The 26,794-nt window shown below is 33.7% G+C and carries 23 protein-coding genes; 11 read left to right on the forward strand and 12 right to left on the reverse strand.

What is annotated here, in order from left to right; genetic code table 11:
* Positions 1 to 17: 17 nt before the first annotated feature.
* Positions 18 to 545 (reverse strand): nuclear transport factor 2 family protein, encoded by a 528-nt coding sequence (locus tag JJQ60_RS03540; protein WP_201916679.1) that lies wholly within the window; start codon positions 543 to 545, stop codon positions 18 to 20.
* Between the two features lie 150 nt (positions 546 to 695).
* Here JJQ60_RS03540 and JJQ60_RS03545 point away from each other — a divergent pair, with 150 nt between their 5' ends.
* Positions 696 to 2,372 (forward strand): eCIS core domain-containing protein, encoded by a 1,677-nt coding sequence (locus JJQ60_RS03545; RefSeq protein WP_201916681.1) that lies wholly within the window; start codon positions 696 to 698, stop codon positions 2,370 to 2,372.
* 34 nt (positions 2,373 to 2,406) lie between these two features.
* On the opposite strand, the gene JJQ60_RS03550 is transcribed toward JJQ60_RS03545, so the two are convergent.
* A complete protein-coding gene (locus JJQ60_RS03550; protein WP_201916683.1) occupies positions 2,407 to 3,954 on the reverse strand; it encodes a hypothetical protein in 1,548 nt (515 codons plus the stop codon).
* Positions 3,955 to 4,167: 213 nt separating this feature from the next.
* Between JJQ60_RS03550 and lpdA the strand changes: the two genes are divergently transcribed.
* Positions 4,168 to 5,574, forward strand: coding sequence for a dihydrolipoyl dehydrogenase (gene lpdA, locus JJQ60_RS03555; protein WP_201916685.1), 1,407 nt, complete (start codon positions 4,168 to 4,170; stop codon positions 5,572 to 5,574).
* 58 nt (positions 5,575 to 5,632) lie between these two features.
* Here the strand turns inward: lpdA and JJQ60_RS03560 are convergent, their stop codons facing one another.
* Both JJQ60_RS03560 and JJQ60_RS03565 read right to left on the reverse strand, forming a co-directional pair.
* A complete protein-coding gene (locus JJQ60_RS03560) occupies positions 5,633 to 6,343 on the reverse strand; it encodes a LytR/AlgR family response regulator transcription factor (RefSeq protein ID WP_201916687.1) in 711 nt (236 codons plus the stop codon).
* A gap of 13 nt (positions 6,344 to 6,356) precedes the next feature.
* Positions 6,357 to 7,253 (reverse strand): sensor histidine kinase, encoded by an 897-nt coding sequence (locus tag JJQ60_RS03565; protein WP_236669026.1) that lies wholly within the window; start codon positions 7,251 to 7,253, stop codon positions 6,357 to 6,359.
* A 369-nt stretch (positions 7,254 to 7,622) separates the two neighbouring features.
* Here JJQ60_RS03565 and JJQ60_RS03570 point away from each other — a divergent pair, with 369 nt between their 5' ends.
* Together JJQ60_RS03570 and JJQ60_RS03575 are read left to right on the forward strand one after the other, a co-directional pair.
* The gene (locus JJQ60_RS03570; protein ID WP_201916691.1) at positions 7,623 to 9,095 is read left to right on the forward strand and encodes an alpha/beta hydrolase; all 1,473 of its coding nucleotides are present in this window, start codon (positions 7,623 to 7,625) and stop codon (positions 9,093 to 9,095) included.
* A 25-nt stretch (positions 9,096 to 9,120) separates the two neighbouring features.
* A complete protein-coding gene (locus JJQ60_RS03575; RefSeq protein WP_201916693.1) occupies positions 9,121 to 9,543 on the forward strand; it encodes a MotA/TolQ/ExbB proton channel family protein in 423 nt (140 codons plus the stop codon).
* Between the two features lie 56 nt (positions 9,544 to 9,599).
* Here the strand turns inward: JJQ60_RS03575 and JJQ60_RS03580 are convergent, their stop codons facing one another.
* From JJQ60_RS03580 to JJQ60_RS03610, 7 genes are all read right to left on the reverse strand, one after another.
* Entirely contained in the window at positions 9,600 to 9,839 is a 240-nt protein-coding gene (locus JJQ60_RS03580) for a CDGSH iron-sulfur domain-containing protein (RefSeq protein WP_201916695.1), read from the reverse strand.
* A gap of 62 nt (positions 9,840 to 9,901) precedes the next feature.
* Entirely contained in the window at positions 9,902 to 11,272 is a 1,371-nt protein-coding gene (locus JJQ60_RS03585) for a DUF3179 domain-containing protein (protein ID WP_201916696.1), read from the reverse strand.
* A 70-nt stretch (positions 11,273 to 11,342) separates the two neighbouring features.
* Positions 11,343 to 13,115 carry an ABC transporter ATP-binding protein gene (locus JJQ60_RS03590; protein WP_201916698.1) on the reverse strand — a complete coding sequence of 591 codons (1,773 nt, stop codon included), beginning with the start codon at positions 13,113 to 13,115 and terminating at the stop codon, positions 11,343 to 11,345.
* A gap of 3 nt (positions 13,116 to 13,118) precedes the next feature.
* On the reverse strand, positions 13,119 to 13,901 hold the full coding sequence (gene bla / locus JJQ60_RS03595; protein WP_201916700.1) for a subclass B1 metallo-beta-lactamase: 783 nt from the start codon (positions 13,899 to 13,901) through the stop codon (positions 13,119 to 13,121).
* Positions 13,864 to 14,415, reverse strand: a complete 552-nt coding sequence (locus JJQ60_RS03600; protein WP_201916702.1) for a metal-dependent hydrolase — start codon at positions 14,413 to 14,415, stop codon at positions 13,864 to 13,866. Before JJQ60_RS03600 ends, bla begins: the two co-directional genes overlap by 38 nt.
* A gap of 4 nt (positions 14,416 to 14,419) precedes the next feature.
* The gene (locus JJQ60_RS03605; RefSeq protein WP_201916704.1) at positions 14,420 to 14,905 is read right to left on the reverse strand and encodes a YybH family protein; all 486 of its coding nucleotides are present in this window, start codon (positions 14,903 to 14,905) and stop codon (positions 14,420 to 14,422) included.
* Positions 14,906 to 14,911: 6 nt separating this feature from the next.
* Complete coding sequence (locus tag JJQ60_RS03610) at positions 14,912 to 16,273, reverse strand: DEAD/DEAH box helicase (RefSeq protein WP_201916706.1); 1,362 nt, start codon at positions 16,271 to 16,273, stop codon at positions 14,912 to 14,914.
* A 198-nt stretch (positions 16,274 to 16,471) separates the two neighbouring features.
* Between JJQ60_RS03610 and JJQ60_RS03615 the strand changes: the two genes are divergently transcribed.
* The 3 genes from JJQ60_RS03615 (at position 16,472) to pabB (ending at position 19,206) form a co-directional block, all read left to right on the forward strand.
* Complete coding sequence (locus tag JJQ60_RS03615) at positions 16,472 to 17,257, forward strand: hypothetical protein (protein WP_201916708.1); 786 nt, start codon at positions 16,472 to 16,474, stop codon at positions 17,255 to 17,257.
* Between the two features lie 113 nt (positions 17,258 to 17,370).
* The gene (locus JJQ60_RS03620; RefSeq protein ID WP_201916710.1) at positions 17,371 to 17,907 is read left to right on the forward strand and encodes an NADPH-dependent FMN reductase; all 537 of its coding nucleotides are present in this window, start codon (positions 17,371 to 17,373) and stop codon (positions 17,905 to 17,907) included.
* Positions 17,908 to 17,910: 3 nt separating this feature from the next.
* A complete protein-coding gene (pabB, locus tag JJQ60_RS03625) occupies positions 17,911 to 19,206 on the forward strand; it encodes an aminodeoxychorismate synthase component I (protein WP_201916712.1) in 1,296 nt (431 codons plus the stop codon).
* Between the two features lie 69 nt (positions 19,207 to 19,275).
* On the opposite strand, the gene JJQ60_RS03630 is transcribed toward pabB, so the two are convergent.
* The gene (locus JJQ60_RS03630; RefSeq protein WP_201916714.1) at positions 19,276 to 19,977 is read right to left on the reverse strand and encodes a hypothetical protein; all 702 of its coding nucleotides are present in this window, start codon (positions 19,975 to 19,977) and stop codon (positions 19,276 to 19,278) included.
* Positions 19,978 to 20,137: 160 nt separating this feature from the next.
* On the opposite strand from JJQ60_RS03630, the gene tilS reads away from it, so the two are divergent.
* From tilS to JJQ60_RS03650, 4 genes are all read left to right on the forward strand, one after another.
* Complete coding sequence (gene tilS, locus JJQ60_RS03635) at positions 20,138 to 21,451, forward strand: tRNA lysidine(34) synthetase TilS (RefSeq protein ID WP_201916716.1); 1,314 nt, start codon at positions 20,138 to 20,140, stop codon at positions 21,449 to 21,451.
* On the forward strand, positions 21,451 to 23,430 hold the full coding sequence (locus JJQ60_RS03640) for a protein-disulfide reductase DsbD family protein (protein WP_201916718.1): 1,980 nt from the start codon (positions 21,451 to 21,453) through the stop codon (positions 23,428 to 23,430). The genes tilS and JJQ60_RS03640 overlap by 1 nt, the downstream gene beginning before the upstream one ends.
* A gap of 96 nt (positions 23,431 to 23,526) precedes the next feature.
* Positions 23,527 to 24,162, forward strand: a complete 636-nt coding sequence (locus JJQ60_RS03645; protein ID WP_201916719.1) for a Crp/Fnr family transcriptional regulator — start codon at positions 23,527 to 23,529, stop codon at positions 24,160 to 24,162.
* Positions 24,163 to 24,372: 210 nt separating this feature from the next.
* A complete protein-coding gene (locus tag JJQ60_RS03650) occupies positions 24,373 to 26,739 on the forward strand; it encodes a spondin domain-containing protein (protein ID WP_201916721.1) in 2,367 nt (788 codons plus the stop codon).
* Positions 26,740 to 26,794: the final 55 nt, after the last annotated feature.

Here is a 26,794-nt window from a genome sequence, read left to right on the forward strand (position 1 = left end):
AGAAACTATTAAGTATTCTAATGTTTCCAATATTTTTTATATTCTGAAAGGGGGAAAGCTAATTCATAACGTTCTTTATTTATACTTTTATTTTCGTTAGAGTCATAATCTAAAAGTATTTTCCAAAGCCCGTTTTCTAGTCTTAAGACCACGTGAAATTGTCCATAAGAGTACTTTGTTTGATTTTTATCATCTGAATAGGTTACCCTATAAATACCTCTGTCAGAAACTAAAGAATCAGAGTATACTCTTTCAAAAAGCCTAAAATCAATTGGTGAAGGTTTTCTGTTTGAATCAGACCATCTTTTCTGATACCTTTTTAGGTATGTTTTTACATCTTTTATTTGCCCACCATCTCCAGAAATTCTAATCATATCTTTACTATGTATAGAAGCAAATAAGTCAAAATCTAAAGTTTTATAGGCTTTTGAAAAGTTTTCATACATATCTGTATTAATCTTAGCATGGATAGATTTATTCTGTGCAGTAATCGTATGAATCATACTGGATATGATAATGATGAATATGGTTTTAATTTTGGACATAGTACGGGAATTAAGGCCTTTATTAGTATATAATATAGTTTAAAAAATCATTGTTAATGTGTTTAAAATAAAGATGCTATCTTTATAAGATCGTAAACACCTCATTAATCGAGTTAATTTATTCTTTTTTGAAATAAAATCATAGTTTTTATGAGGGCTACATCTAATAAAATTAATGATTCTTCGAATTTTCACTCATCAAAATCATTTTTTGATAGAAGTGAATCTACTCCCTTTTTTTCCAAATATAAAGAAGAAAAGACTCCCTTTTTTACCCCTTCAATTATTCAGCCTAAATTAATTGTAGGTCAGCCTAATGATGAATATGAGGCAGATTTAATAGCGGATAAAGTGATTCAAAAACTCGATCATTCCAGTACTTTGGAACCTAGGCAAAAAAAGCAAGAAAATAGTGTTAAAGAAGAAAAATTACAAAAATCGGAGAAGAAAGATGAAGAATCTGTTATGCAAAAATCCATATTTGAGAGTAATGAAGAACCATTAAAAGGTAAAGTACAGACAAAATCATACGTACCAAATGTTCAATTCAACTCTGAATTAGAAAGTAATATTCGTAATACCAAAGGAAACGGTGCTCGGCTTCCTAAAGAGGTAAGAACAGATATGGAACATGGATTTGGTGAAAATTTTAAGAATATTCGCGTGCATACTGATCATAAGGCTCACGAGATGAATGAAAGCCTAGATGCGAAAGCTTTTACACATGGTAATGATATATACTTTAATACCAATATGTACGATACCAAGTCTACCGAAGGTAAAAAATTACTAGCTCATGAATTAACCCATACAATACAGCAAAAAAATAACGCATCGAATAATATTGTTAATAGGGCTATACGTAGACCTCATATGATTGGAACGCCTAACGTAGGTTCGTGCTCACTTCCGACAGGTGTATTTGAATGGCAATTAACTCCTTCACATAGTAGATCAGGAAGGAGAGTAGGGGGGATTGTGCATGTGAGAATAGAATTTACACCAAATAGTAGCGTCGTCGGTCCAAATGAAACGATATCTTTTATTCAAACGGTAGAAGTTCAGAATTGGAGTAGGACGATTATTGATTACGATCGATGGGCAAATAGACCAAAAGTAGATCGATCAATAAATGAAAGAGATCCATATTTTGGTGCTCAATGGGATCAATCTCAAAATCAATGGGCTGATGAACCTAATGCAGGACAAACCGGTCCAGGAGGAAGAGTTTTACATGGGAGTCGACCTTACACTTCGTCAACAGGTAGCGCAGTAATTAATGACTCTCCAATGTTGAATATGAATCAACGTAAACACTTTGATACAGTGGCAGTAAATATTAATACGGGAAGAGTATTAGGGAGTTTTAGGTGGTCTATTGAAAAAAGTTCTTCGAGAGATCCATTCAGTATAATTGCTTCAACAACAGAAGTTTTGGATGCAGGTTGTAGTGCTGACACTTCTCAGAGGTTCCAAGATGGAGTCACTTCATATTTTAGTACAGAAAACATCCTAGATGGATTTGCTTCGGGAAGTGCGGATCTTCCAGAAGGACATAGCGCAATTCTTGATCCAATAATTGAAAGATTAAATCGAGAATCAGATAAAATTTTAATACTGGGAGGTGTAGCGTCTCATGGGCATCAAGACCCGATTTCCATGTCTAGAAGAAGAGCTGAATCGGTTAGGAACTATTTTGAAGAAAACGGGATTGACAGTTCCAGAATTCAAATAGAAACTTATGGAGATAGATGGGCAGTCCCTCAGATTAGAGGCCGCAGATTACCGTCAAATAGAAGGGTTCATATTTGGGTAAGAGAGCCTTAGTGAGAAGAATTGCGTTCCAGAAATATTATTATTTCTATTCAAAAGCAGCACTTTCGTAGGCTCCTATATCTGGAGTTGTAGCGCTTCTTGGAATTCCTAAAATATCCATACCAGAAGCAGTTACCGATGCACGACCATTTGCAGGAGAGCTATCATCAATTCTTAATATATTTTCAAAAGGAGCTTTAAACTCTGGATCTTCATTTAAAATAACATTTTCAAACAAACTTGTATTAGCAAAATCGTATAAAGGATTGTCTTTAAAACTATCGTCAAAATCATCAAATTTTATCAAGCAATTTTTAAAGGAATAATTAAATGCGGTACCTTCAATTTTGCTAAACAAAACCTCTCTATCTTGGTTTCCATAGATAATACAATTTGTAAAATTTGCTTCAACTAAATCTGCAACTATTACTTCGTTGTCGTCTACTCGTAGGTTGTTGTCAATCAAAACAGTTGGCAATTCTCTAAATCCCGATCCAATATTCGAATAATTAGTAAATGTGCAATGATTAAAATTGTACGTTCCTCCTAACGAACAATTAAGTGATACTTGTCCTGCATTATTGATAACCAGGTTTTCTCCTTCGACATTAGCCGCTCTGGCAAGAAAGCCAACATTTGAACTATTATAAATTTGTGTATTTGTAATCCTAAGAGTAGGATCTGGGCGACCATCATCAGAATTCATTAAAATACCGACAGTAGCATTTTTTATGGTGGCATGATTAATACTATGAGCTGTACTTCCAGGAGTAAGCCATATGGTTCCCCATTGTCCTGGGATATCACTAAATATTGGTTCGAGGCGATCGCCTTCAAAAATCACTTCATTTTCCATACGCTCTGGGTCTGTACTTACATCACCATTTACAATCAGAGTCGCTTGGTCTGCGGCAATAATACCTGAGTTTTCATGAAAATGAATTCTTGCCCCAGCTTCTATAATAAGAGTTTTATTATTAGGAATCACTGCATAGCCATAAATAACATAGGGTTTTTCGTTGGTGAAAATTAATTCTTCATCTGATAATACATGAGCCGATATGGTGGCGTCTCCAATGGTAACGCCTTCTATGGTGCATGTTTCTTCACCATTAATTACCATACAGTCCCTATTGGGTATAATAAATACGGCATCTTTTACTAAAGTTACCAAATCAACATCCTGTTGATTTCCTCCTCGATCAAACAAAATACGGTCGGTGTATAGAAACTCTGTATCTGTAGTCTCACTAGTAATATCAGTAGTAGTTTCTACAAAAATAAAAATACTATCTTTTGCCAGGACTTGTATGTTTTCAAAAGATTTTCCAGGAATCCCATCCACATTAAGCCTGTAATTAGAACTTTCTCCTCGTTCTAACCTAATTGTTGGGATAGTAAAATCATCACCAGTTCGATTATAAACTTTAAAACTATATGTACTAGATCCGATATTTGTGAATATAGTATCTAAAAATAAAGTATCGGTAGAGAATTGGAGATTTCCTATACTCGGGTCCGATTCAAAATCCTTGCGGCAGGAACTCCATAAAATAATAACAGCAATTAAAAATATCGTTGGTAAATAGCGCATATTAAGTTTTAAAAAGTAATAAAGTATCTAGGCTGCAAAGTAGCAAAGATTTTTGTTTTTTCAGATATTTAATTCTCTCTTTGATTAATGTATAACTTTTTGATAGTTCTAATATTGTTTTTAATGAAAAATGAGAAGATCTGTACTTCGGTAAGAAATAAAACATTTGTACATTTGCTGTTCTTATTAATACGCACAACATAATAATCTATTATGAGTACATATGATGTAGCCGTAATTGGCTCTGGACCTGGTGGATATGTGGCCGCTATTCGATGCGCACAACTGGGTATGAAAACCGCAATAATCGAAAAATATTCTACACTTGGTGGAACCTGTCTTAATGTAGGGTGTATTCCTAGTAAAGCACTACTGGATTCTTCTCATCATTATGAGCATGCTACCAAACATTTTGCTGATCACGGTATTGAAATACCAGGCGGTGTAAAAATTAATCTGGAAAAGATGATCGCACGTAAGCAAGCTGTGGTAGATCAAACTACAGGCGGTGTTGATTTTCTAATGAAGAAAAACAAGATTGACGTTTTTGAAGGAGTGGGATCTTTTAAAGATGCTACACATATTAATGTTACAAAAGCTGATGGTAAGGTAGATACTATTGAGGCTAAGAATACTATTATTGCAACAGGTTCTAAACCTTCTACTCTGCCTTTTATTAAGCTGGATAAGAAGAGAGTGATCACATCTACAGAGGCACTGAAGCTAAAAGAGGTACCTAAACATATGGTTATTATTGGTGGAGGAGTTATTGGTCTTGAATTGGGACAAGTATATCGTCGTCTTGGTGCAGAGGTTTCTGTTGTAGAGTTTATGGATAGAATTATTCCGGGTATGGATAAATCATTGTCTAGAGAATTGCAGAAAGTGATGAAAAAACAAGGAGTTAAATTCTATACTTCACATAAAGTAACTGCTTTAAAGACCACGGCAAAAACGGTTACCATTACTGCTGATGATAAGAAAGGTAACCCTGTAGAATTTAAAGGTGATTATTGTTTGGTTTCTGTGGGGCGTCGTCCTTATACCGATGGATTAAATGCCGAAGCCGCTGGAGTTAAACTCAACGATAGAGGACAAGTGGAAGTAAATGATCACTTGCAGACTAGTGCAGCTAATATCTATGCTATAGGAGATGTAATAAAAGGGACTATGCTGGCTCATAAAGCCGAAGAAGAAGGTGTCTTTGTTGCAGAAACTTTAGCAGGTCAAAAACCACATATAGATTATAACTTAATCCCAGGAGTAGTATATACTTGGCCAGAAGTTGCTGCAGTTGGTAAGACTGAAGAAGAATTAAAAGAAGCTGGTATAAAGTATAAATCAGGACAGTTTCCGTTTAGAGCATTAGGGAGAGCTCGTGCCAGTGCAGATTTAGATGGTTTTGTAAAAATACTTGCTGATGAAACTACTGATGAGGTATTAGGAGTACATATGATAGGTGCTCGTTGTGCAGATTTAATTGCAGAAGCAGTTACTGCAATGGAGTTTAGAGCATCTGCAGAAGATATTTCTAGAATGTCTCATGCACACCCAACCTTTACTGAGGCTATAAAAGAAGCGGCTTTAGCTGCAACAGAAAATAGAGCGTTACATGTATAATTTATCTTGGGTTTTAAATATATAAGAATAAAAAAGATCACCATATGGTGGTCTTTTTTTATATTCCTCCAAGTCTTTGTAGAACTTCTGATTTGTAGTTCCTGCTTATAGGGATAGATTTGTTATTCAATTGTATTTCTTCATTAGAAAATGAATCTATTTTCGAAATGGAAATAATATAAGATCTATGGGTCCGCATAAACTGTTGCTGAGGTAACTTAGATTCTATAATACTTATAGTTTCACGGGTTATTAGTGTAGCAGATTCACAATGAATTTTTATATAATCTCCATAACTTTCTACATAGATAATCTCAGAAAAATTAATTTTTTTCATTCTTCTATCTGATCTCACAAAAATAAAATCATTCAAAAGAGGTTCTGCTATTGCCGCAGTTTTGGTTTTATGATAGACTTCAAAATAATTATTTATAGAATTCAGAAGTCTTTCGAAAGAAATGGGTTTTAATAGATAATCAACTGCATGAAGATCAAATCCTTCTATCGCATATTCCCTATAGGCAGTGGTGAAAATGATTTTAATATCCTTATTGATAGATTTGGCAAAAGAAATGCCTGAAATTTCGGGCATGTTAATATCTAAAAAAATTAGATCTATTTTCTGATTATTAATGGTGTTGAAAGCTTCCATAGCACTATTACAAACAGCTAATACATCGATACAATCAATTTTTGAAAGATGATCGACAATGATATCGCGAGCAGTCGGTTCATCGTCAACAATTATGCAGGATATTGTAGTGCTCATTTATTTGTCTTTTTTAAAGTTTTAAGATTAAGATAACAGAATACCACTCTTTATTTTTTGTTACTTCTAATTTGTAGTTGTCTGGATACAGGAGAGATAATCTTTTTTTTATGTTTGTTAACCCAATACCATATTCATGATTATCAGTAGAAAAGTTAAGGATCGAGTTCTTTATTGAAAAATGAATTTCATTATTTATATAAATCATTTTCATTACAATAGTAAGTTTTTGATTTCGAATTTGCCCATGTTTAAAGCTGTTTTCTACAAAAGGAATAAAAAGCATTGGAGCAATTTGAATGGTATCGGGGATATTTTCAAATTTCATATCGATTTTTAAGGTATCACTAAAACGCATCTTTTCTAATGCCACATAATCTTTAATATGGTTAATTTCTTCGTGCAGAGAGACCAAAGGTTTATCGACCTGATAAAGTAAATAATCTAAAAGATTCGATAACATCAAGATCATTTCGGGAGTTTGCTCAGATTTTTTTAAGGCAAACCCGTACATTGTATTTAGTGTATTGAATAGGAAGTGTGGATGAATTTGCATTTTAAGATACTGTAGTTCTTGTTCCTTAAGCTTGAGCTGAGCTTCTAAGATTTTGTTCCTAAGTTCGTGATTTGCCGACGTAGATTTGTAATTATGTTGTACCAGACTAAAAGCACTAGCAATAAATACAACAAAATATACGGCAACAAAAAGGAATAATGGACTACGGGTCATAGGGGCCATTCCAGCGAATTTTAAAGATGACAAGAAAATTAATCCATAAAATAGAGATAGAATAATGAATAAAGCTGATATGATAACAGTATAAATACAGTATACAATAAATAGGAAATACTTCTCCTGAAGTAAGTATTTAGGAATTAACAGATTGATTACCGTGTAGGTCGTTCCCATGGTTACCGGTATCAAGAATAATGAAAACGAAAACACATAATTTATATTGTTGGTGTTGTGGCCAAAAAAATAGGTGTAACAGAACAGAACAACTATCCAAAAGATAGTATGAAGTACTATTTGAGTAACCTTCTTTACTATAAATTCTTGAGAGATCATATATTCTTATTCGATCATAATATCAACATATTTTTTAAAACTACATCATTATTGAGACGAATAACCAAATGAATTCGGGTTTTAACCATCATACTCATCTTTTAAGAACCATTTGGTAATAAATAGGGCTAATCCTGTATTCTATCGTAATTAAAATCATGGAATGCTCGAGGTTAATAATTTTGATTGAAACTAAAATTAATACGACTTATGCGAACCATTGAGTTTTTATTTCTTATTTCTAGCGCAGGTTTTTTCATCACGTTATTTACACAGCATTCTAAATTAAAAAAATGGACTTTTTATTTCTCCGTTTTATTCCTAATACTTCATATATGTATTGAGAATAGTAGATGGCAAATGTACCTGGCTTATATTTCTTTTGTTATAGGAATGCTTCTTTTTTATCAATCAACTCTTAAAAAATGGATTAAAACGGTTCTGGTAACTTTTGGAATTCTTGCCCTTGTATTGAGCACTGTCTTGGGAGTTATAATGCCTGTGATGAAGTTTCCTGAGCCAACAGGCCCATTTTCAGTAGGATTACAATCAGTATACATAGAAGATCAAACACGGCAAGAAGTACTTACGAAGGAAATAGGTGATTACAGAAAATTAAAACTGCATATATGGTATCCTTCTGATCATAAAATAACCGAACCCAAACGGTATATGGATCAAGGATATGCCGAAGCTTTTGTGAAAAGTAAGAATATGCCTTCCTTTATTGCAACACATTTTAATCTTACAAAAACTCATATCCAGAAACTATTACCCATTACTAACAATACCCAATTGCCACTTATTGTATTGTCGCATGGATTGCTATGGAATAGTGAAATGTATACCTCTATTATTGAAGAAGTTGTTAGCCAGGGTTACATTGTAGTTGGTATTGATCATACCTATGAATCCTTTCTTACAGAGTATCAAGGAAAGAAAATAGCTTGGAGTCAGGACAATATAGATTCTATGAACAAAGGACTAGATTTTGATTATGTGAATAAAAAAATGGAAGTAGCTCTTAATGGAAAAGACTCCCTATTGCGAAATAAGGCAACTTATGAAATAATACAACATCTTCCATATTTTAAAAGTCTGGATAGATGGTCAAACGATATCTCTTTTGTAATAGATCAATTAGAAATAATGAATAGCGATCATAATGGATTTCTATTTCAAAAATTAGATGTTGATAAAATAGGACTTTTAGGGCATTCTTGGGGCGGAGCTTCGGTAGTACAAAATGCATCTGTGAATAAAAGAATTAAAGGAGTAATCAATATGGATGGGGCTCAATTTGGAAGACTCATTGACACTAGATTAGATGTGCCTTTAATGGTAATGCATGCAGATAGAGATTATAAGAGCTTTTTTACTCCCAATTTTTATGTATACGAAAGGGTAGCAAAAAATGACTTTTTTTTAGTAACAATTGCAACTACAGGCCATGCTAATTTTGGGGATTTATCATATTGGACTAAAATACATGCATTAACAGAGACAGGATCAATAGCTCCAGAGAGAATGACCCACATAACAAATGAATTGATCTTAAACTTTTTTGATACTTACATAAAAGATGAAAATAATGATATGATACATAATTTTCCTGCTGGTGATTATCCCGAAGTGTCAATATCACATAAAAATAAATCCTCAAAAAGTCTAACTAAAAAATAATATGTCTAATTTCACATTAAAAATTATGCAACTATTTCTGATGCAGCTACAAAATATTTTTTTATTTCCTGACCTGTTTGATTTGCTTTATTTTGGAGGTTTGTTTTTTATGGTGCCAATATTAATAATGCTTTTATTGATTCTTTTTCTAACCATAAAAAACGTATTAGAAATAAGAAGAAAAGGATTTTCTTCAATAAAATATAGTTCATTGATTAATTCTATTGGCCTTTTTACAATGGTTTGGGGAGTACTTGGTCAATTAGTTGGGTTGGTAGAAGCGTTTGATACTATCGAAAAACTTGGCGAAATTTCTGCATCCATGCTGGCGGGAGGATTAAAAATATCCGCCTTACCAACCATTTTTGGGATCTTAGTATTCGTAATTTCCAGAATTATTACCATTGTATTCTCATGGATACAACATGAAGAGCTTATAAAAGAATAAATGCTTCATTCAACGAGAAAAGCTTTTTTCGTTTATGGAATATAGGGTGTTCTTATTTAATTCTTATGTGATCCATCACAATATGGAGGATTGCCAGTCTGCTTACAAGTACACAAATAAGCCTCTTTAGCTTCTTCAACACTGAAAATAACAGGATTGGTTCCTCCTTCTTTTTTATGATTTCCATTACAAAAAGGTTGATCTGCACTATGTCCGCAACTGCACCAGGCATAATTTTTACCAGCTTCCAGATCACAAGCAATAGGAGCATCGCCTCCACGTATATTATTTTCCATAGTTTTGATTTTAGTCCTTTAAAATTATTAAATCTGAAGTTAAGATTGATTTTAAATAGATGTTATTTAATCAATATCACTTCAGGAAAAGCAGCTTTGTATCCAAACCAAAATGCATTATGTGTTGGCAGTCGTTTGAGTATATCTTTTGTTAAAGTGTTCATCATACCGTCTTCATTTAGTTTCCAGGTACCTCCATTAGCATCTATTGCAATAGTATTACTATAGGAAATAAACCTAATATTTTGGGTAAAATAGACTCTATGTGCTCCGCTGCTATCTGTAAATACGGTAAAGTTTTTGTTTGCTATCGTATTTTGGTAAATGATGTTCTTTTTTAAAAATTTTGATGAGATTGCAATGTTTTTATCGGTTTCAGAAGGAAGTCGTACGGCTAAGATTTCTTGTTTGTTAGGTAATCTAGTATCATTTGTAGGCACAGTAAACATTAGCTCATCCGTAGAAAAATAATCCTGATAAGCAACACCAGTACCATAATCTCTAGTATGTCCTGTTTTTATAGATAGAACCGTTGTTTCTGGATGTAGTTTTTTCCATGCCTTCCAGGTTGTGGTTACTACACTAAGGTATTCCAGTTCGATTCCTTTTCCTACCAAAGGTCCAATAACGGGTTTTCCCCAAAGTGTATTCCATAAAGATTGTGTTTCTTGGTCATACATCAATTTGTTTGATCGATATAAAAAACCACTAGTTCCTAGATCGTATTTTTTTCCGTTTTTTTCTGTTTTATATAGAATTACGGTTCCACATAAGGTGCAGTATACGCCAGCTACTGGGACGTTTCCGACTTGATCGGTAAACATTTCATGCCAGGCTAAAATACGTTTTGGGTAGGCGCGAGTATCCCCATTTACAGCAATACCAAAAACAATATCGGTGTCATTTAAATAATTAGCTTCATTAGCTTTTATCATTTTAGGGTTACGTAATGGAGGTATACCGTCTTGTACAACACCACCCCAACGCACTTCATCTAATCGTATAGTAGATTGATTGTCACGATCCAAAAAATAGGTGTCAAAACGAGAGTCTATTGCTTTATGTAAGATGGCCTTAAACGTATAATAGGAGTGGAGATATGAAGGTTCTTTGTTCCAAATATATTCGTACCATTTGTCAAAATCACGAGGATATTGTTTTCTTGTTTTTTTTTGAAGAATATTCAAAAGTTTAAGAGAAGTAGATGGGCTTCTAAGAAAATAAAGAGACTCTATGGCAAGGATTTCAAAGTGCTCCGACCAATTGTTATCGATATACTTCAGTGCATTTTTATGATCCTGAGTATTTCGAGAAGTAAAAAAATCCAGGAAATACTCATACTCCTTTTTTGCAGGGTTATTATTCATTAAGTCTTGGCCATATGAAAAACCAGTATGCATAACAATAACCAATACCAATAAAAACCTTATCATCCAACGTATTTTTTATAATAAGTCGAATTAATAAGCTAATCTATACAAGCCTCAAAGAAATGTTTGTTGATTAAATCCTTGCCTGATACGTATATAAATCAAAATATCGACCCTCTTTGGCAATTAATTCTTCATGGGTTCCGCGTTCGGCAATATTACCTGATTCGATCACTAGAATTTGATCGGCTTTTTTTATGGTACTTAACCTGTGAGCAATTACAAAAGTCGTTCTTCCTTTCATTAATTCTGCAAGACTCTTCTGTATTAGAGCTTCACTTTCGGTATCCAAGCTTGATGTTGCTTCATCGAGTATAATAATCTTTGGATCAGCCAATATAGCCCTTGCAATTGCAATGCGCTGTCGTTGTCCCCCAGATAGTTTTACACCACGTTCACCAATTAAAGTGTCTAATCCATCTTCAAATCGATCTGTGAATTCGTTTACATAAGCGGCCTTTACGGCTTGAAATACTTGTTCGTCTGTTGCCTCTGGTCTCGGAAAAACAATATTTTCTCGAATTGTGCCTTCAAACAAAAATTCATCTTGTAATACTACCCCAAGATTTCTGCGATAACTGGTTAACTTTACTTTAGAGATATCATGACTATCTATAGTTATGAGTCCTAATTTTGGATTTAAAAAGGTGGCCGCCAATCCAGCTATAGTTGATTTACCAGAACCAGAACTGCCTACTAAAGCTGTAACCGATCCTGTTGAGGCTCTAAAACTGATATCATGCAGTACATCTTTTCCTTCTTCATAGGCAAAAGAAACACGATCAAAAATAATATCACCTTTAATATCATCCAATTCGATAGTTCTGTCTTCAATCTCCTCTTCAGGAGTCATATTCATTAGTTCTTCGGTACGGTCTAATCCTGCTAACGCTTCGGTTAATTGACTACCAATATTACTCATTTGTACAATTGGTGCTATCATAAAAGCAAGTACCATTGTAAAAAATAAAAAATCTCCCGTGGTCATTGGATCAACATCTTGCATCATATAATACCCACCAATCCCCATTATACCAGTAGATGCTATTCCAGCTAATAAAAATGTAGAAGAACTGGTCATCAACGCCGTAGCTGTTAGACTCTTCTTTACATTCTGAAATAAGCGATGTACTCCGCTTTCAAAAATTTTATGCTCCTGCTCTTCAGCTCCAAATCCTTTAATTACTCGCACTCCCGCAAGAGTTTCAGTTAATCTACCTTTTACTTCGGCATTTATTTCTCCTCTTACTCTAAAAATTGGACGGATATACTTAAATGCTTTTAAGGCCACAATACCGAAGAGGCTTACTGGAACCAAAACAAATAAAGTCATCCAGGGATTGATATAGATAAGAATGATTAAAGAAACAATGGCGGTAAATGTACCTCCGACCATTTGAACTAAACCGGTGCCAATAAGATTGCGAACTCCTTCTACATCACTCATGATTCTAGATACCAAAGCTCCTGACTTTGTATTGTCAAAAAAGCTAATGGGTAAGGATAACACTTTTTTCTGCACTTGTGCTCTAAGTTCAGAGATTAAATATTGCGCTTGTACACTTAAAATTCTTGTCAATAAAAATGAGGTAGTCGCCTGGACCAATATGGCAACCCCAACAATGATTAATAGTTCATATAATTGTCCCATATCTTTACTTGGGATCACTTCATCTAATAAAGCTTTACTCTTCCATGGTAGTATAAGTCCAGCTATGCGATTAAATACGATTAAGATCAGGCCAATAAATACCAGGTTTCGTCTAGGCCATATTATAGTCTTAAAAGCCTTAGCCATAGTTACTTTGGGCTTATTTTTGATCTTTTTATCTTCTGGCTTTTTCATATACTATTCTTCTGTTTTGAATAAGGAAATGGTATAATCTAATAGTGCTTTATCTCCATAGTCACCATGACCGGGAATAACGATATTTACACTTGGATATGTTTTTTTAATTTTGGATACTGTATTAGACCATTCTGATGGGTTGGCATCGGCTAAATTTCCTTTTGAAGCATTCAAACTCTTGATCATACAACCACCATAAATAAGTTGTTCTGCAGGAAAATAGGATATGATGTTATCAGATGTATGAGCCTCGCCAAAGAATGCGTTTACTATAGATTTGTTACCCAATGTTAATGTAAGACTATCTTTGAATAATGAGTCGGGTTCTTGATATTTTTTTTCTTTCATCAGTTTTGCCGTCTTTTTACTGGCGATAGTAGGAATTCTTTTATCTTTAAAAACATTGATACCTTCATTGCAATCTCTATGAAAATGATTGAATATTACACCTTTTATCGTAATTTTTTGGTCATTTTGAAGCCAATCTATTAATTCAGCTGTAGCGATATCATTGGCAGGTGTATCGAAAACATAGGCTTCATTACTATTTAGATAAATAAAACCATTACAAGGATAAATAGATCCACTCTCTAAAGTAATAGATGATACATGAATGTAGCTATGATCACTGATTCTTGTAATTTTAAGATTTTCGGAAATAGTTATTGTTTCTTGGGCGATAATTTTATACGTAGATATATAAAGAAATGCAATAATGGATATAAGTAGAATACGCGCTTTTTTGTTAAACACTTTTGGGTTGGGTTTTATATTTTTTGACATAACGAATTACTAAAATATAAATACTTACCGGAATTCCGATCCAGATCAATTCACTTAACAATACTTTAATGCCCCAAACACTTAAAAATTTGCTTGCTCCAATTGGCGAGACTTGTATTGGTCTCCATGGAAAAAAATACCGAGTTGTATCAAAAGGTGAAAAAAAAGCGATCCCTAATCCGCCAGAAGTCATAGCATCAAGTATACCGTGTGAAGCAGTACAAACGCTGAAATAGAGAATAAGCAATAGACCGGTTTTATAAAAAAAATGCTTGTTATAGAATATAAAGGTACATACAACCCCAAGTAGAATTGCAAAAACGAACGAATGTGTAAACCCTCTGTGTCCCCAAAAATCTTCATAAGCGACACCAAATTTAAAACCAACTACGTCTGCATCAGGAAGTATTGAACATAGAATACCAAGAAACCAAAATTTATAGCTTATAATTTCTTTGGAGAATGTTTTGCCAAAGGCGTATGCGGTTAATCCATGTGCAAAAATTGAAGCCATTGATTTATTTCTTCTCTATATAAATATCAGTCCACATTTTTCTCCATATTTTCCATGAATGATCTTGCTGTTTTCTATATACAGTAGTATTAATCCCTTTTTGAATCATTGCCATATGAATTGTATCTTTTTGATAAGACCAATCAATAAGAGATTCTTGCAAAGTTGTTGCAATACTGTCTTTTATAGTAAGGTGTAGAAGTTCAAGTTCAAAATTATGTATGGTTGTAATTGAGCTATCTTTAGGAAACCAGAATTTTCTAATATTTTCTTTATTTTCAAAAGGTTTTAAAGAGTTTGGTTGTATGCGAGCACCATCTTCAAAAAGAGACATAATCAATTCTTCGTTCATGTTTTTCCACCCCTCAATATAGTTTTGATTAATAGTATTGATTGCTTTTTCATCTTCTGTTTTAGAAGTTTCGAGGCTCTTTTTTGGATTTTGGGAGCATCCAATACATAGTAAAAGTGCTAACAATAAAGGTTTCATGAGCGCCTATTTTTTCTTACGTTTCTTATGTTTCAGGTTAAACGTTTTATCTCCTCTGGTTTTGGGTTTTTTATATTTTTTGGCGATTTCTCTTCTATACTTTCCGCCTTGATTTACTTTTCGGTTTTTTTCCTTTTTTTCATGAAAAGCTGCTCCAGCTTCATCATCATTAGGGCGTTTATGAGGATTATAGATTTCTTTTACTTTGGGCTGTTCTTCAGGGGTAAGTTCTTCAGAAATTTCAACAGATACAGGAAAACCTAGTAATTCAACGTTCATTTCCATTAAATCTTCAATGGCATCAAGAGCATCCTTTTCTTTCTCTGTAGTTAGCACCAAAGAAACTCCTTTTTTTTGAGCTCGTCCTGTTCGTCCTATACGATGCATATAATTTTCAGGATATTCAGGAGTATCTACATTGATTACATGAGAAATATCATCGATGTCAAGTCCGCGCGCCATTACATCAGTAGCGATAAGTATACGATGTTCTCCACTTTCAAACTGTTCAATACTACGTAACCTGTAATTTTGTGTTTTATTAGAATGAATAACGGCACATTGATCAGGAAAAGTTCTTTCGAATCGATCAAACAACCGATCCGCCATTCTCTTATTAGCAACAAAGAGCAAGGTTTTTTGAAATTCTTCCTCGTTATCAAGCAAATGCTCTAATAGATTAACTTTAGTATAAAAATTAGCAACCCGATAACCGTACTGTTTTATATTTTCAAGAGGCGTTCCACTTTTAGCGATAGATACTTTTTGTGGGTTTACAAAGATTTCAGAAATGATACGTTCTACTTCTTCTGTCATGGTCGCCGAGAACATAATATTCTGTCTTTGTCTTGGCAGAATATCAAAGATATTCATTAGTTGATGTCTAAATCCTAAATCCATCATGACATCGACTTCATCAATAACTAGTTTTTGAATAGACTTTAGCTGTAAGGCACGACTTACGGCAAGATCATATAATCGTCCTGGTGTAGCCACTACAATATCTAGCCCTTGGGATACGACTTGTTTTTGAGTATTAATATTGGTTCCTCCATATACACCAGAAACACGAACATTGATATAGGTCGATAGTTTTTCAATTTCATCTACAACTTGCACAACCAACTCTCTAGTGGGGACTAACACCAGAACTCTCGGGTTTTGTTGTATAGAGTATTTTAGCATTCTCAAAATTGGAAGCATATAGGCATATGTTTTACCAGTACCTGTTTGTGCGATACCAACAACATCTTTACCAGACATTACAGGAGAAAAAGCCTGCTCCTGAATTGGAGTAGGTATTTTGAACTCTAGATCATCCAGAGCATTAAGAAGCTGTGTACTTAAATTTAAGTCTTGAAAAGTCAATTGAATTTATTTTTATGGCAAAGGTAGGCTTATTTTTGGTATTCAATTTATAACATTAAAAGATTGAACTATATACAATAGTTTATAGGTGAAAATGTGCATCGGTCAAACTATTAAATAGTGGTGCCATTTTATAAATTGAACCTTTTTAAGCTTGACTATGATCTATTTTTGAGTATCAACTTAAAAAAACAAATCATGATACATATTAAAAACACATTAAAAATTAAATTAATAAGTAGTTTAATCCTTGCTATATTTATATCCTGTGGTGATGACTCGTCTGATGACATGAAAATACCAGATGATACAGGGGTAGAAGAAGTAATAGATGAAATACCTGAAGAAGTCGTTATCGAAGATTTTGCTAATTTTAAAAATGACCCAAAGCTTATAGAATATGTAGAGCAATCAATAAATGCATTGGATAGAGAAGTTGATCTAGAGACTGCTTCTTTATTTGAAGAAATAGATGAGCTGTCGGACCAGGAAAATGAGGAGCTAGCAATTGCCTTAGGTTTTGAAGGCACGGTACAAATGAATGAATATTATGATCTTAGAATAGAAAGCTGGGATCAATTGGTTAAACGATTTGACTTGAGAAATCAAAATGAAGTAGAAATTAATGAAATCTTAGTTGATCTATTTATGGAACAAGTGGAAAAAGTGGTAAATAGGGACCCAGAGGGACAAAATATAGTTAAAGGACCAATGGATTGGTGGTGTACACCTTGTTATATTCCATATAGTCAAAGATATAGAGAAAGAAGAGATACATTTCATGCTATGCAAAAGGTATGCTGGGATCAGCGACAAGAAGATGGGGATCTAGAAAATTTCCGAAAATGCCAATCAAGAGCCGTTCGTATAAACGAAATCAAACTTTTTAGAAACCATTTTGATGTGATTTGTTGTTATTACAGTTTGTGTAACATTGTACTTAATTCTTATGTTTATGAAATTTGCGAAGTACCGAGTACTTAAATACAGTATTTTAAGGTGAAATATAATGAACACTTACTTTATGTAAATAATAGTAGGTGTTTTTTATGTCCGAATTTTTTTTGATTATTTTTGATAGCTCAAATCGATTACTTATGAAAAATATTCTTGCCTTTGCTGGTTCTAATAGTAGCAGTTCTATAAACCAAAGACTAGTTGAGTTTGTAGCTTCAAAAATAAAAGAACACCATACAAAGGTGATCAACTTAGTGAATTATTCAATGCCAATGTATAGTGAAGATGAGGAGAAAAAAGGATTTCCGGGAATGGCTATGGGACTAAAACAAGAAATCTCTGAAGCCGATGCCTTACTGATTTCTGTAAATGAGCATAATGGTAGTTGGGGTGCTTTTTTCAAAAATATAATTGATTGGCTATCACGTTTAGATCGTAATTTCTTAGAAAATAAGAAAATCTTATTGATGAGTACTTCGCCTGGAAAAAGAGGAGGATTGAGCTCATTGGAATATGCTAAAAATGTACTCCCTAGATTTGGAGGTGAGATTATTGAAAGTTTTAGTTTCCCTTCATTCTATGATAATTTTTCTTCAGAATCTAATATGATTACAGATGAGACTCTTTTGTTGGGTTTAAATGAAGTTCTAAGTACTTTTGCACATCAAATTAAATAGAAAGTGCGAAGTATTAAAAAATATACTTTAAAAAATCCGTTAGAATTTAAAAATAAGCTGTTGTATTGGGCACAACAGTTTGAAGATGTAGTTTGGTTAGATTCTAATCAGTATTCTCAGCGTTACTCTAGTTATGATGCGGTTCTTGCGGTAGATACTTTTACTTCTGTAAAAACAGATTATCAAAATGGTTTTGACGCCTTAAAAGAGTATCAGGAGCAAACGGCTGATTGGATTTTTGGATATCTTTCGTATGATCTTAAAAATGATACCGAGAGTCTAACATCCAATAATTTTGATGGGCTTCATTTTCCAGATCTTTACTTTTTTCAACCCAAAAAACTTTTCCTTCTTAAAGAAAATGTATTAGAGATACAGTATTTAAGAATGGTTGATGATGAAATTGTTGAAGATTTTGATACGATTTTATCTATATATCAAGAAGATAAGGGTCAACCTTGTGGTAAAGTTAAAATCAGCCTTCGAATTACAAAGGATGTATATAAAAGTAAGGTGAGCAAAATGTTAGAACATATTCATCGAGGGGATATATACGAAGCCAATTTTTGCCAAGAATTTTTTGCAAAGGGAAGTTGTATTGATCCTTTGCAAACCTATCATCATCTTAATGATATTTCTAAGCCCCCTTTTGCAACCTTTTTTAAAATGAATCATCATTATTTATTATCGGCATCTCCAGAACGATATATTAGAAAAGAAGGTTTCAAAATTATTTCGCAACCTATCAAAGGTACAGCAAAAAGATCCTTGAATCCGAAAGATGATCAACAGCTTATCGAAAACCTGAAGAATGATCCAAAAGAACGGTCAGAAAATGTAATGATCGTGGATTTGGTACGAAATGATTTATCGAGAACAGCAGCACAGGGCTCAGTTAAAGTGGAAGAGTTATGTGAAGTATATTCTTTTGAGCAGGTTCATCAGATGATATCAACTGTAGTGTCAAAGATTAATAAAAATACATCTCCAATTGATGTTCTTAAATCAACATTTCCTATGGGAAGTATGACAGGAGCACCTAAGATTTCTGCTATGCAAATCATAGAAGAGTTAGAAGTATCAAAAAGAGGTTTGTATAGTGGTGCCATGGGGTATTTTACACCCAATGGAGATTTTGATTTTAATGTAGTAATACGCAGTATTCTTTATAATAAAGAAGAAGAATATATCTCATACACTGTAGGAGGTGCTATCACGGCAAAATCTGATCCTGATAAAGAATACGAAGAATGCCTTTTAAAAGCAAAAGCCATGCGAGAAGTCCTAGAAGGAGTGTAGTGTTTAATTGTTGTCGTTCCAGAATAGGCCAGAATCACAAAATAAAAACAAACGTATACACAGACTCAACTATATTAAATTTCGTCTAAAACTCTTTCTTACACCGATAATAATTTCTTTAACTTCATTGGCAGTTAAATCTTTGATAGTGGCTATTTCTTCAAAGTTTAATCGGCCAAAAACAAAAAGGTCTATGATTTTCGAAGTTTCCATAGGGAGCCAACTATAAAACTTACCTAATAACTTTTGTTTTCTAAAATCTGAAGACGGTTCATCATCGATGATTTTAATAATTTCAGAATCTAAATCGTCGTATATGAAATTTTGTTTGTCTTCATTATTTTGATGGTAACAGATGTCATCGAGTTCTTCTTTCATAATAAGCTCATTATTGGCTTCTACGGTATAACTTTCTTCAAGTTTTTCGAGTTCGATTTTTAGAAAATGATTGGTGCTGATATTTCTTTGATGCCAGCCTTCGGTTACATAGAGTTCATCAATAAGATTATCAGCAATCTTAAATAATTGAAGTTCTAAGGATAAGGTATCTACTTGAATATCCAGATCATCAGAGTACAATTTTAAAATTGCATCATCTATAATTCCATTAGAACAATACATGTTTTGAGGTAAAATACCTACGCTTTCTGCAATGTATAATCTGTGTTTAACATAAGGATGTAAATGAGGTACAATAGATAATAATTTCTTACTGAATTCTCTTTGATCATCGTCTCCATAAAATTTCTGTAGTTCTTGCGTGCTATTCATTGGTGAATGATTTAAGAGTTGATTTCTAAAAATAACGAAAACAAACTAAATTTGATGTTAAAAACTTGAAAATCAACATGTAAATCGATTATTTAAGTTGATTGCGATCGCAATTCAAAATCGTATATTTGAAAATCTAAAAAGTATAAGCTAAAATCTTTTGCTAAAAGAGTTCAAAGACCATATCGTAAATCATTTTCCATTTCTTTTTAGTGGTAAATTGTTAATAGCCTGTAGTGGTGGTTTGGATAGTATTGTTCTTACTCGTCTATGCCGTTTATTAAATTTTGAATTTAATATTGCACACTGTAATTTTAATCTAAGAGGATTAGAAAGTGATAATGATGAGCGGTTTGTTAAAGATTTTGCAGATCAGGTTAATGCCACTTTTTTTGTTCGCCATTTTAATACCGAAAAATATGCTAAAGATCATGGGGTATCTATCCAAATGGCCGCCAGAGAGCTTCGGTATTCCTGGTTTAATGATTTAGCAAGAGAACACCAATTTGATTATATACTAACGGCACATCATGCAGATGATAATCTAGAGACATTTTTGATTAATCTTTCCAGGGGTACTGGCATTGATGGGTTAACCGGAATTCCCGAAATTAACGAAAATTTTGTTCGTCCGCTTTTACCGTTTTCAAGAGATCAAATTTTAGAGTTTGCAAAAGAGAGCAAAATAAAATGGCGTGAGGATAGTAGTAATAGTAGTACTAAATATCTTAGAAATAAGTTAAGACATGATGTGATCCCAGATTTGAAATCAGTACATCCTCAATTTTTACAAAACTTTGGTGCTACTGTAGAGTATCTTAAGCAGAGTAATGATTTTATAAAAAATCAGGTATTTCGTATCAAAAAAGAATTATTTGAGTTTTTAGAAGGTGATATCATAAAGATCCCGATAAATAACTTACGCGACTATGGAAATCCTAGGACATGTTTGTATCTTTTATTAAAAGAATATGGTTTTAAAGCATGGGATGATATCGAGAAAGTAGTAATGGCTCAATCTGGAAAGCAAATCTATTCTGAGACCCATAGGTTGGTAAAAGATAGAGACAATTTATTATTGAGCCCAATTGTAGAAGGGATTTCCAATAGAAGTTACAATATCCCCGAAGAAGAAAATATGATTATGATCCCATCGGGTACATTAAAATTTAAAATTGTTGAAGAAATGTCTGATGTAGATCTGAAAACAATTTTTGTTGATAAAGAAAAGTTAAAATATCCCCTTACTGTAAGAAAATGGAAAGATGGCGACTATTTTTATCCATTGGGAATGAAAGGCAAGAAAAAGCTAAGTAAATATTTTAAAGATGAAAAACTATCTTTACTTGCCAAAGAAAGAGTATGGTTGTTATGCTCAGGAAAAGAAATCATATGGATTATTAATTATAGAGCGGATAACCGATTTAAAATAACGCCCCAAACGAATCAAATATTAAAAATTAGAATAACCTGATGAGGTACGTATTATTATTAACTACATTTTTATTTTCTACTACACTTTTTTCACAAACTTTAGATCCTGTTAAATGGAAAGCTAATGTTGAAAAAGAAGCAGAAGATACATATATACTATATTTCAAAGCTACTTTGGATAAAGGATGGCATTTATATTCTCAAAATGAAGCTGAGACTGACGAAATAGCACCAACTCCTACAGAGTTTACATTCAATAATACGGATCAAACATATACCTTATTAGGAGAAACTTTTGAACCAAAAGGGATCGAGAAATACGACAACATATTTGAAATGGATGTTAAGTATTTTGAAGATGAGGTTACGTTTTCTCAAAAAATTCAATTAGTCGATAAAAGTATTAAAACCATAAAAGCCGAGGTGTTCTTTTCGGTTTGTGATGATGAAAAATGCCTGGCACCAGAGGTAGTTGAGTTTGACTTAAATCTTACCGGAGAAGCAATAGAAAACAAAGGAGATGCATCTGCAATTACAGAAGAGGATCGCAGCAAATCCGAAGCACTTTTTGTAGATATAAAGGGGAAAGACAAATTCAAATCTGAAGCCGTAGAGAAAAAAAGTTATTTGAACATATTTATTTTAGGTTTTCTAGGAGGATTAATAGCATTACTTACACCCTGTGTTTTTCCAATGATACCTCTTACAGTATCGTTTTTTACAAAAGGGGCAAAAGACAAGAAAAAGGGAACATTTAATGCTATCTTATATGGGTTTTTCATATTTGCAATATATGTATTGCTTAGTCTTCCTTTTCACCTTTTGGATTCTTTAGACCCAGAGATCCTGAATAACATTTCTACCAACGTAACCCTGAATATTATCTTTTTCATTGTTTTTATCGTCTTTTCGATTTCGTTTTTCGGGTATTTTGAGATTACTTTACCTGCATCATGGAGCAATAGTTTAGATAGTAAGGCTAATAGCATTGGGGGCGTAATAGGTGTGTTTTTTATGGCATTAACACTGGCTTTAGTCTCATTTTCTTGCACTGGACCCATTTTAGGTTCTTTGTTAGGAGGGTCGCTTAGTAGTGATGGTGGAGCCATTCAATTAAGTTTCGGTATGGGTGGTTTTGGGTTAGCACTGGCATTGCCATTTGCCTTATTTGCTTTATTCCCTAATTGGTTAAATTCTTTACCTAAAAGCGGAGGGTGGTTAAATTCAGTAAAAGTAGTTCTTGGGTTTATAGAATTAGCACTTGCGTTTAAGTTTTTATCCAATGCAGATCTTGTAGAGCATTGGGGAGTATTAAAACGAGAAATATTTATAGGAATATGGATCGTTATTGGAATTGCTATGGTCTTATACCTATTTGGTAAGATACGTTTTCCACATGATAGTCCGATTAAAAAATTAAGTGTCGGACGAAAGTCATTAGGAGTTCTCACCCTGGCTTTTGTGCTATATTTAATACCAGGACTTACAAATACGGCATATGCTAATTTAAAATTATTAAGTGGTTTTCCTCCACCGTTATTTTATAGTATCTACGAAAAAGAAACTCATGGTCCATTAGGATTAAATGCGTATACCGATTTTGAAGAAGGAGTAAAAGCAGCAAAACGGCAAAACAAACCCATAATGATAGATTTCACGGGTTGGGCGTGTGTAAATTGTCGTAAAATGGAAGAACAAGTATGGAGTAATCCACAAATTATAGATATCCTTAAAAATAAGTATGTTTTAATTTCTCTATACGTAGATGACCGTGAGTCTTTAGGAGATAAGAATAAATTTAAGTTCTTAAAACCTGATGGCAGAGTTAAAGATATTAGAACAGTAGGGGATAAGTGGGCAACATTTCAAACATTGAATTTTCAAAATAATTCTCAACCGTATTATGTTTTATTAGATACCAACATGAACATGCTAAATAAAACTACGGCATATACACCCGATACAAACGAGTATCTAAAATGGTTAAAACAAGGTTTAAAAAATCATACTAAACGTTAATTGATTTATAACGGTATAGATTTTTATTATGGCTATGTTGTAAGTATACATTGATTTTTCGACTCTATTAGTAGTAACAACTAATAAGTCTTAATAATGATTACTGAGAAAATAGCACTTTCTAAATGTTTTCCTTTTATTGAAAAAGAATTAGAAGATGAGATTATTTCCTTTGGCGAATTTAAAAACATCCCAGAAGGAGAATATGTTGTAAGACAAGGAAGTTATTTAAATTTCTTACCCATTATATTAGATGGCTTAATTAAGATGTATGCTGAAGAAGAAGAGGTAGAATTTCTTCTTTATTATATTCATCCTAATCAATGTTGTATACTTAGCTTTAATCATCTATTTAGCAAAGAAGCCGTTCGTTTTTCAGCAGTAACAGAAAAAGATACCAAAGTACTTTGTTTACCAATTCAAAAGGTAAAAGAGTGGTTTGTAAAATATCCATCTTTTACGCAAATTGTTTTAAAGGATTTTCAACGTAATTACGAAGATCTTCTTAATACAACAAAGCAAGTAGTGTGTTACAAAATAGAGGACAGGCTTGTAAACTATTTAACCGAAAAAGCAAAGCTTCAAAATTGTAATATGATTCAGATGTCGCATAAAGAAATTGCGTCAGACTTAGGAACATCCAGAGAGGTAGTTTCAAGAATAACTAAAAAATTACAATCCAGTAATTTATTAGTGCAACACAAAAGGCATATAGAACTAAGGCAACCTTAGTTTTAGGCTTATATAATAACTTCAGACTTTATGTATTTAGGCGCTTTTTTAGCGTCATATTCTGTTTGCTTTAAAATGATATAAATAATTGATATTCAAGTAATTAAATAACATTTCTTTAACACCTAACGGTGACTTTTGTCACCGTTTTTAAGGATAAGTACGCTCTACATTTGTTTCAAATAAAAAGAACAAATAAAAGTATTTATTATGAAAAAGAAATTAACGTATTTGATTATGGCTATCATTGTTTTCGCTTCATGTAATAGTGATGATGATGCAGTAGTAAACCCTTCAGGCGAGCCAGATGCAATAACAAAAAATGTAGTCCTTAATGAGATCAGGTACCAAGGTACAGATTTGATAGAGATCTTTAATCAAGGAGATCAAGAGGCAGACATAAGTGAATATTGGCTATGTCTTGGTCCTGGGACCTATGAACAGATAGGGGCGCTTACCCCAGAAAGTGGTAGTACAACAATTCCTGCAGGCGGGTATTTGGTATTATCTTATGATCTTCCTGATACCAATGGAGGATTAGGCCTGTATAGAACAAACTCGTTTACAGACGTTACTGCGATAGTGGATTTTGTGCAATACGGGTCTTCAGGCAGTGCAAGAGAAGATGTCGCCGTAGCGGCCGGAATTTGGACTGCCGGAGAGTTTGTGCCAACAATTACTAATGCAGAGAATAGTATTGTATTTGATGGTGATGGTAAAGGGGCAGCAAATTGGGCCGAAACTAGTACGGTAACTTTTGGGCAAGAAAATATGCTTACCGTGCCAGAACTTCGTCGTTCTGTTGTATTAAATGAAGTACAATACGGAAATAAAAACCTAGTCGAACTTTATAATAATGGTAATACCCCAATAGATTTGAGTACATATTGGTTATGTTTAGGCCCTAGTACTTATGTACAAATAGGGACTCTTACTCCCGAAAGTGGTACCATCGAGTTAAACCCTGGAGAATTTTTAGTTTTACCATATGATATGCCAGATAACGAAGGTGGTTTAGGGTTATATTCTACAAATGAATTTACCAACGCTGAAGCAATAGTAGACTTTGTGCAATGGGGAGCAACAGGTAGTGCAAGAGAAGATGTAGCAGTTGCTGCTGGGATATGGACTGCTGGAGAGTTTGTTTCAACAGTGGCATTAGATAGCTTTAGTATAGAATATGATGGAGAAGGTGATGCTGCTTCAGACTGGAGTGAAGAAGTAAACCCATCATTAGGAGCATCTAACGATGTACAAAATCCAACGACAAGATTTAATGTAACTATAAAAAATACAATAAATTATTTGAACGTTCATACGTTTACAACCCCAGTCGGAGCATCTGGTCCAGGGCCGTTAGCGACATATGGTGCACAGTATGTTATATCTTTTAAAGCTGTTCCAGGTACAAAATTTAGTCCCGTAACTATGATGGGGAATAGTAACGACTGGTTTTTAGCGCCAACAGATACAGATGGTATAGATTTGTTTCCCAATGGTACCGCACTTAATGGAGTAGATATTGCAAGTCAACTATCTTTATATGATTTAGGTACCGAAGCTGATGGTGATCCGAGTACTTTTCCTTCTGCCGGAACAAATGTGGGGCCCGCAGATGCAAACACATCTGTACGTCTGGTACCGGGTAGAGATACCGGTGATATTTATATGACTGCAGTATTAAACTATGCTAATGGTGATGGTAACTCGGCAGGGACGTTTACACTAACTATTACGGCAATTAATACTCCAAACCCTGGCATGGCAACCAGCCAAAATAACGGATTCGTAATTACACCTGGGCTGATAGTGTTGCATGCACAAAGTAATCCTTTATTTACTTTAGGAGAAGTGGATCGAGGTGTTGGGTTAGAAAGAATTGCCGAAGATGGTATGCCAGGAACTCTATACAATTGGTTTACAGAAACAGGAAGTCAAGGTACACCATTGCGTTTGTCATCATCATTAACTCCTTTTTCTCCTGCTTTTATATATGCATTTAATACAGATAGAGATCCATGGTTTACTCAGGGAGAAGCAACCAAAGCGGCAAATGGTTTAGAAGAAATTGCAGAGGATGGAAATAGAATGATAGCGTATAATTATTTGAAAGATTTTGGAATTCCTGTAGCATTAAGTGTAGAAAATGGACCGGTAGGACCTGGAGGATCTTTTACATTTACCATAGAGGTACCACAAGGTCAGGATTATAAATTAGGTTTCGGGACAATGTTTGTAAAATCTAATGATTGGTTTATTAGTAATAATAATGTTGGGCTCACATTATTTAATGCCGACGGGAGTCCTTTTTCAGGAAATAGTATAAGTTCAAATACATACTTGTATGATGCAGGAACCGAAGAAGATCAACCTGTTGGATTTGGAAGTAATCAAGTCATGAATCAAGGTTCAGCCAATACAGGACCTGCTGATGCTAATACTTCGATTAGAAGAGTATCTTCTCTGGAAGATGTTCAATTTGGTAAAGGAACCATAAATAGTGCTCCTGGTGTTACTTGGTCTGGGGATCCTAGAGGTGGATATAATCTTGTTGAAATCAATATTCAACCTCAATAGATAAGCACCAGTAAACAATAACAATCTATTTTATTGATTATTAAATAGGATTGCT

The organism is Aquimarina mytili (genome assembly GCF_016735115.1).
GTDB classification, from domain to species: Bacteria; Bacteroidota; Bacteroidia; order Flavobacteriales; family Flavobacteriaceae; genus Aquimarina; species Aquimarina mytili.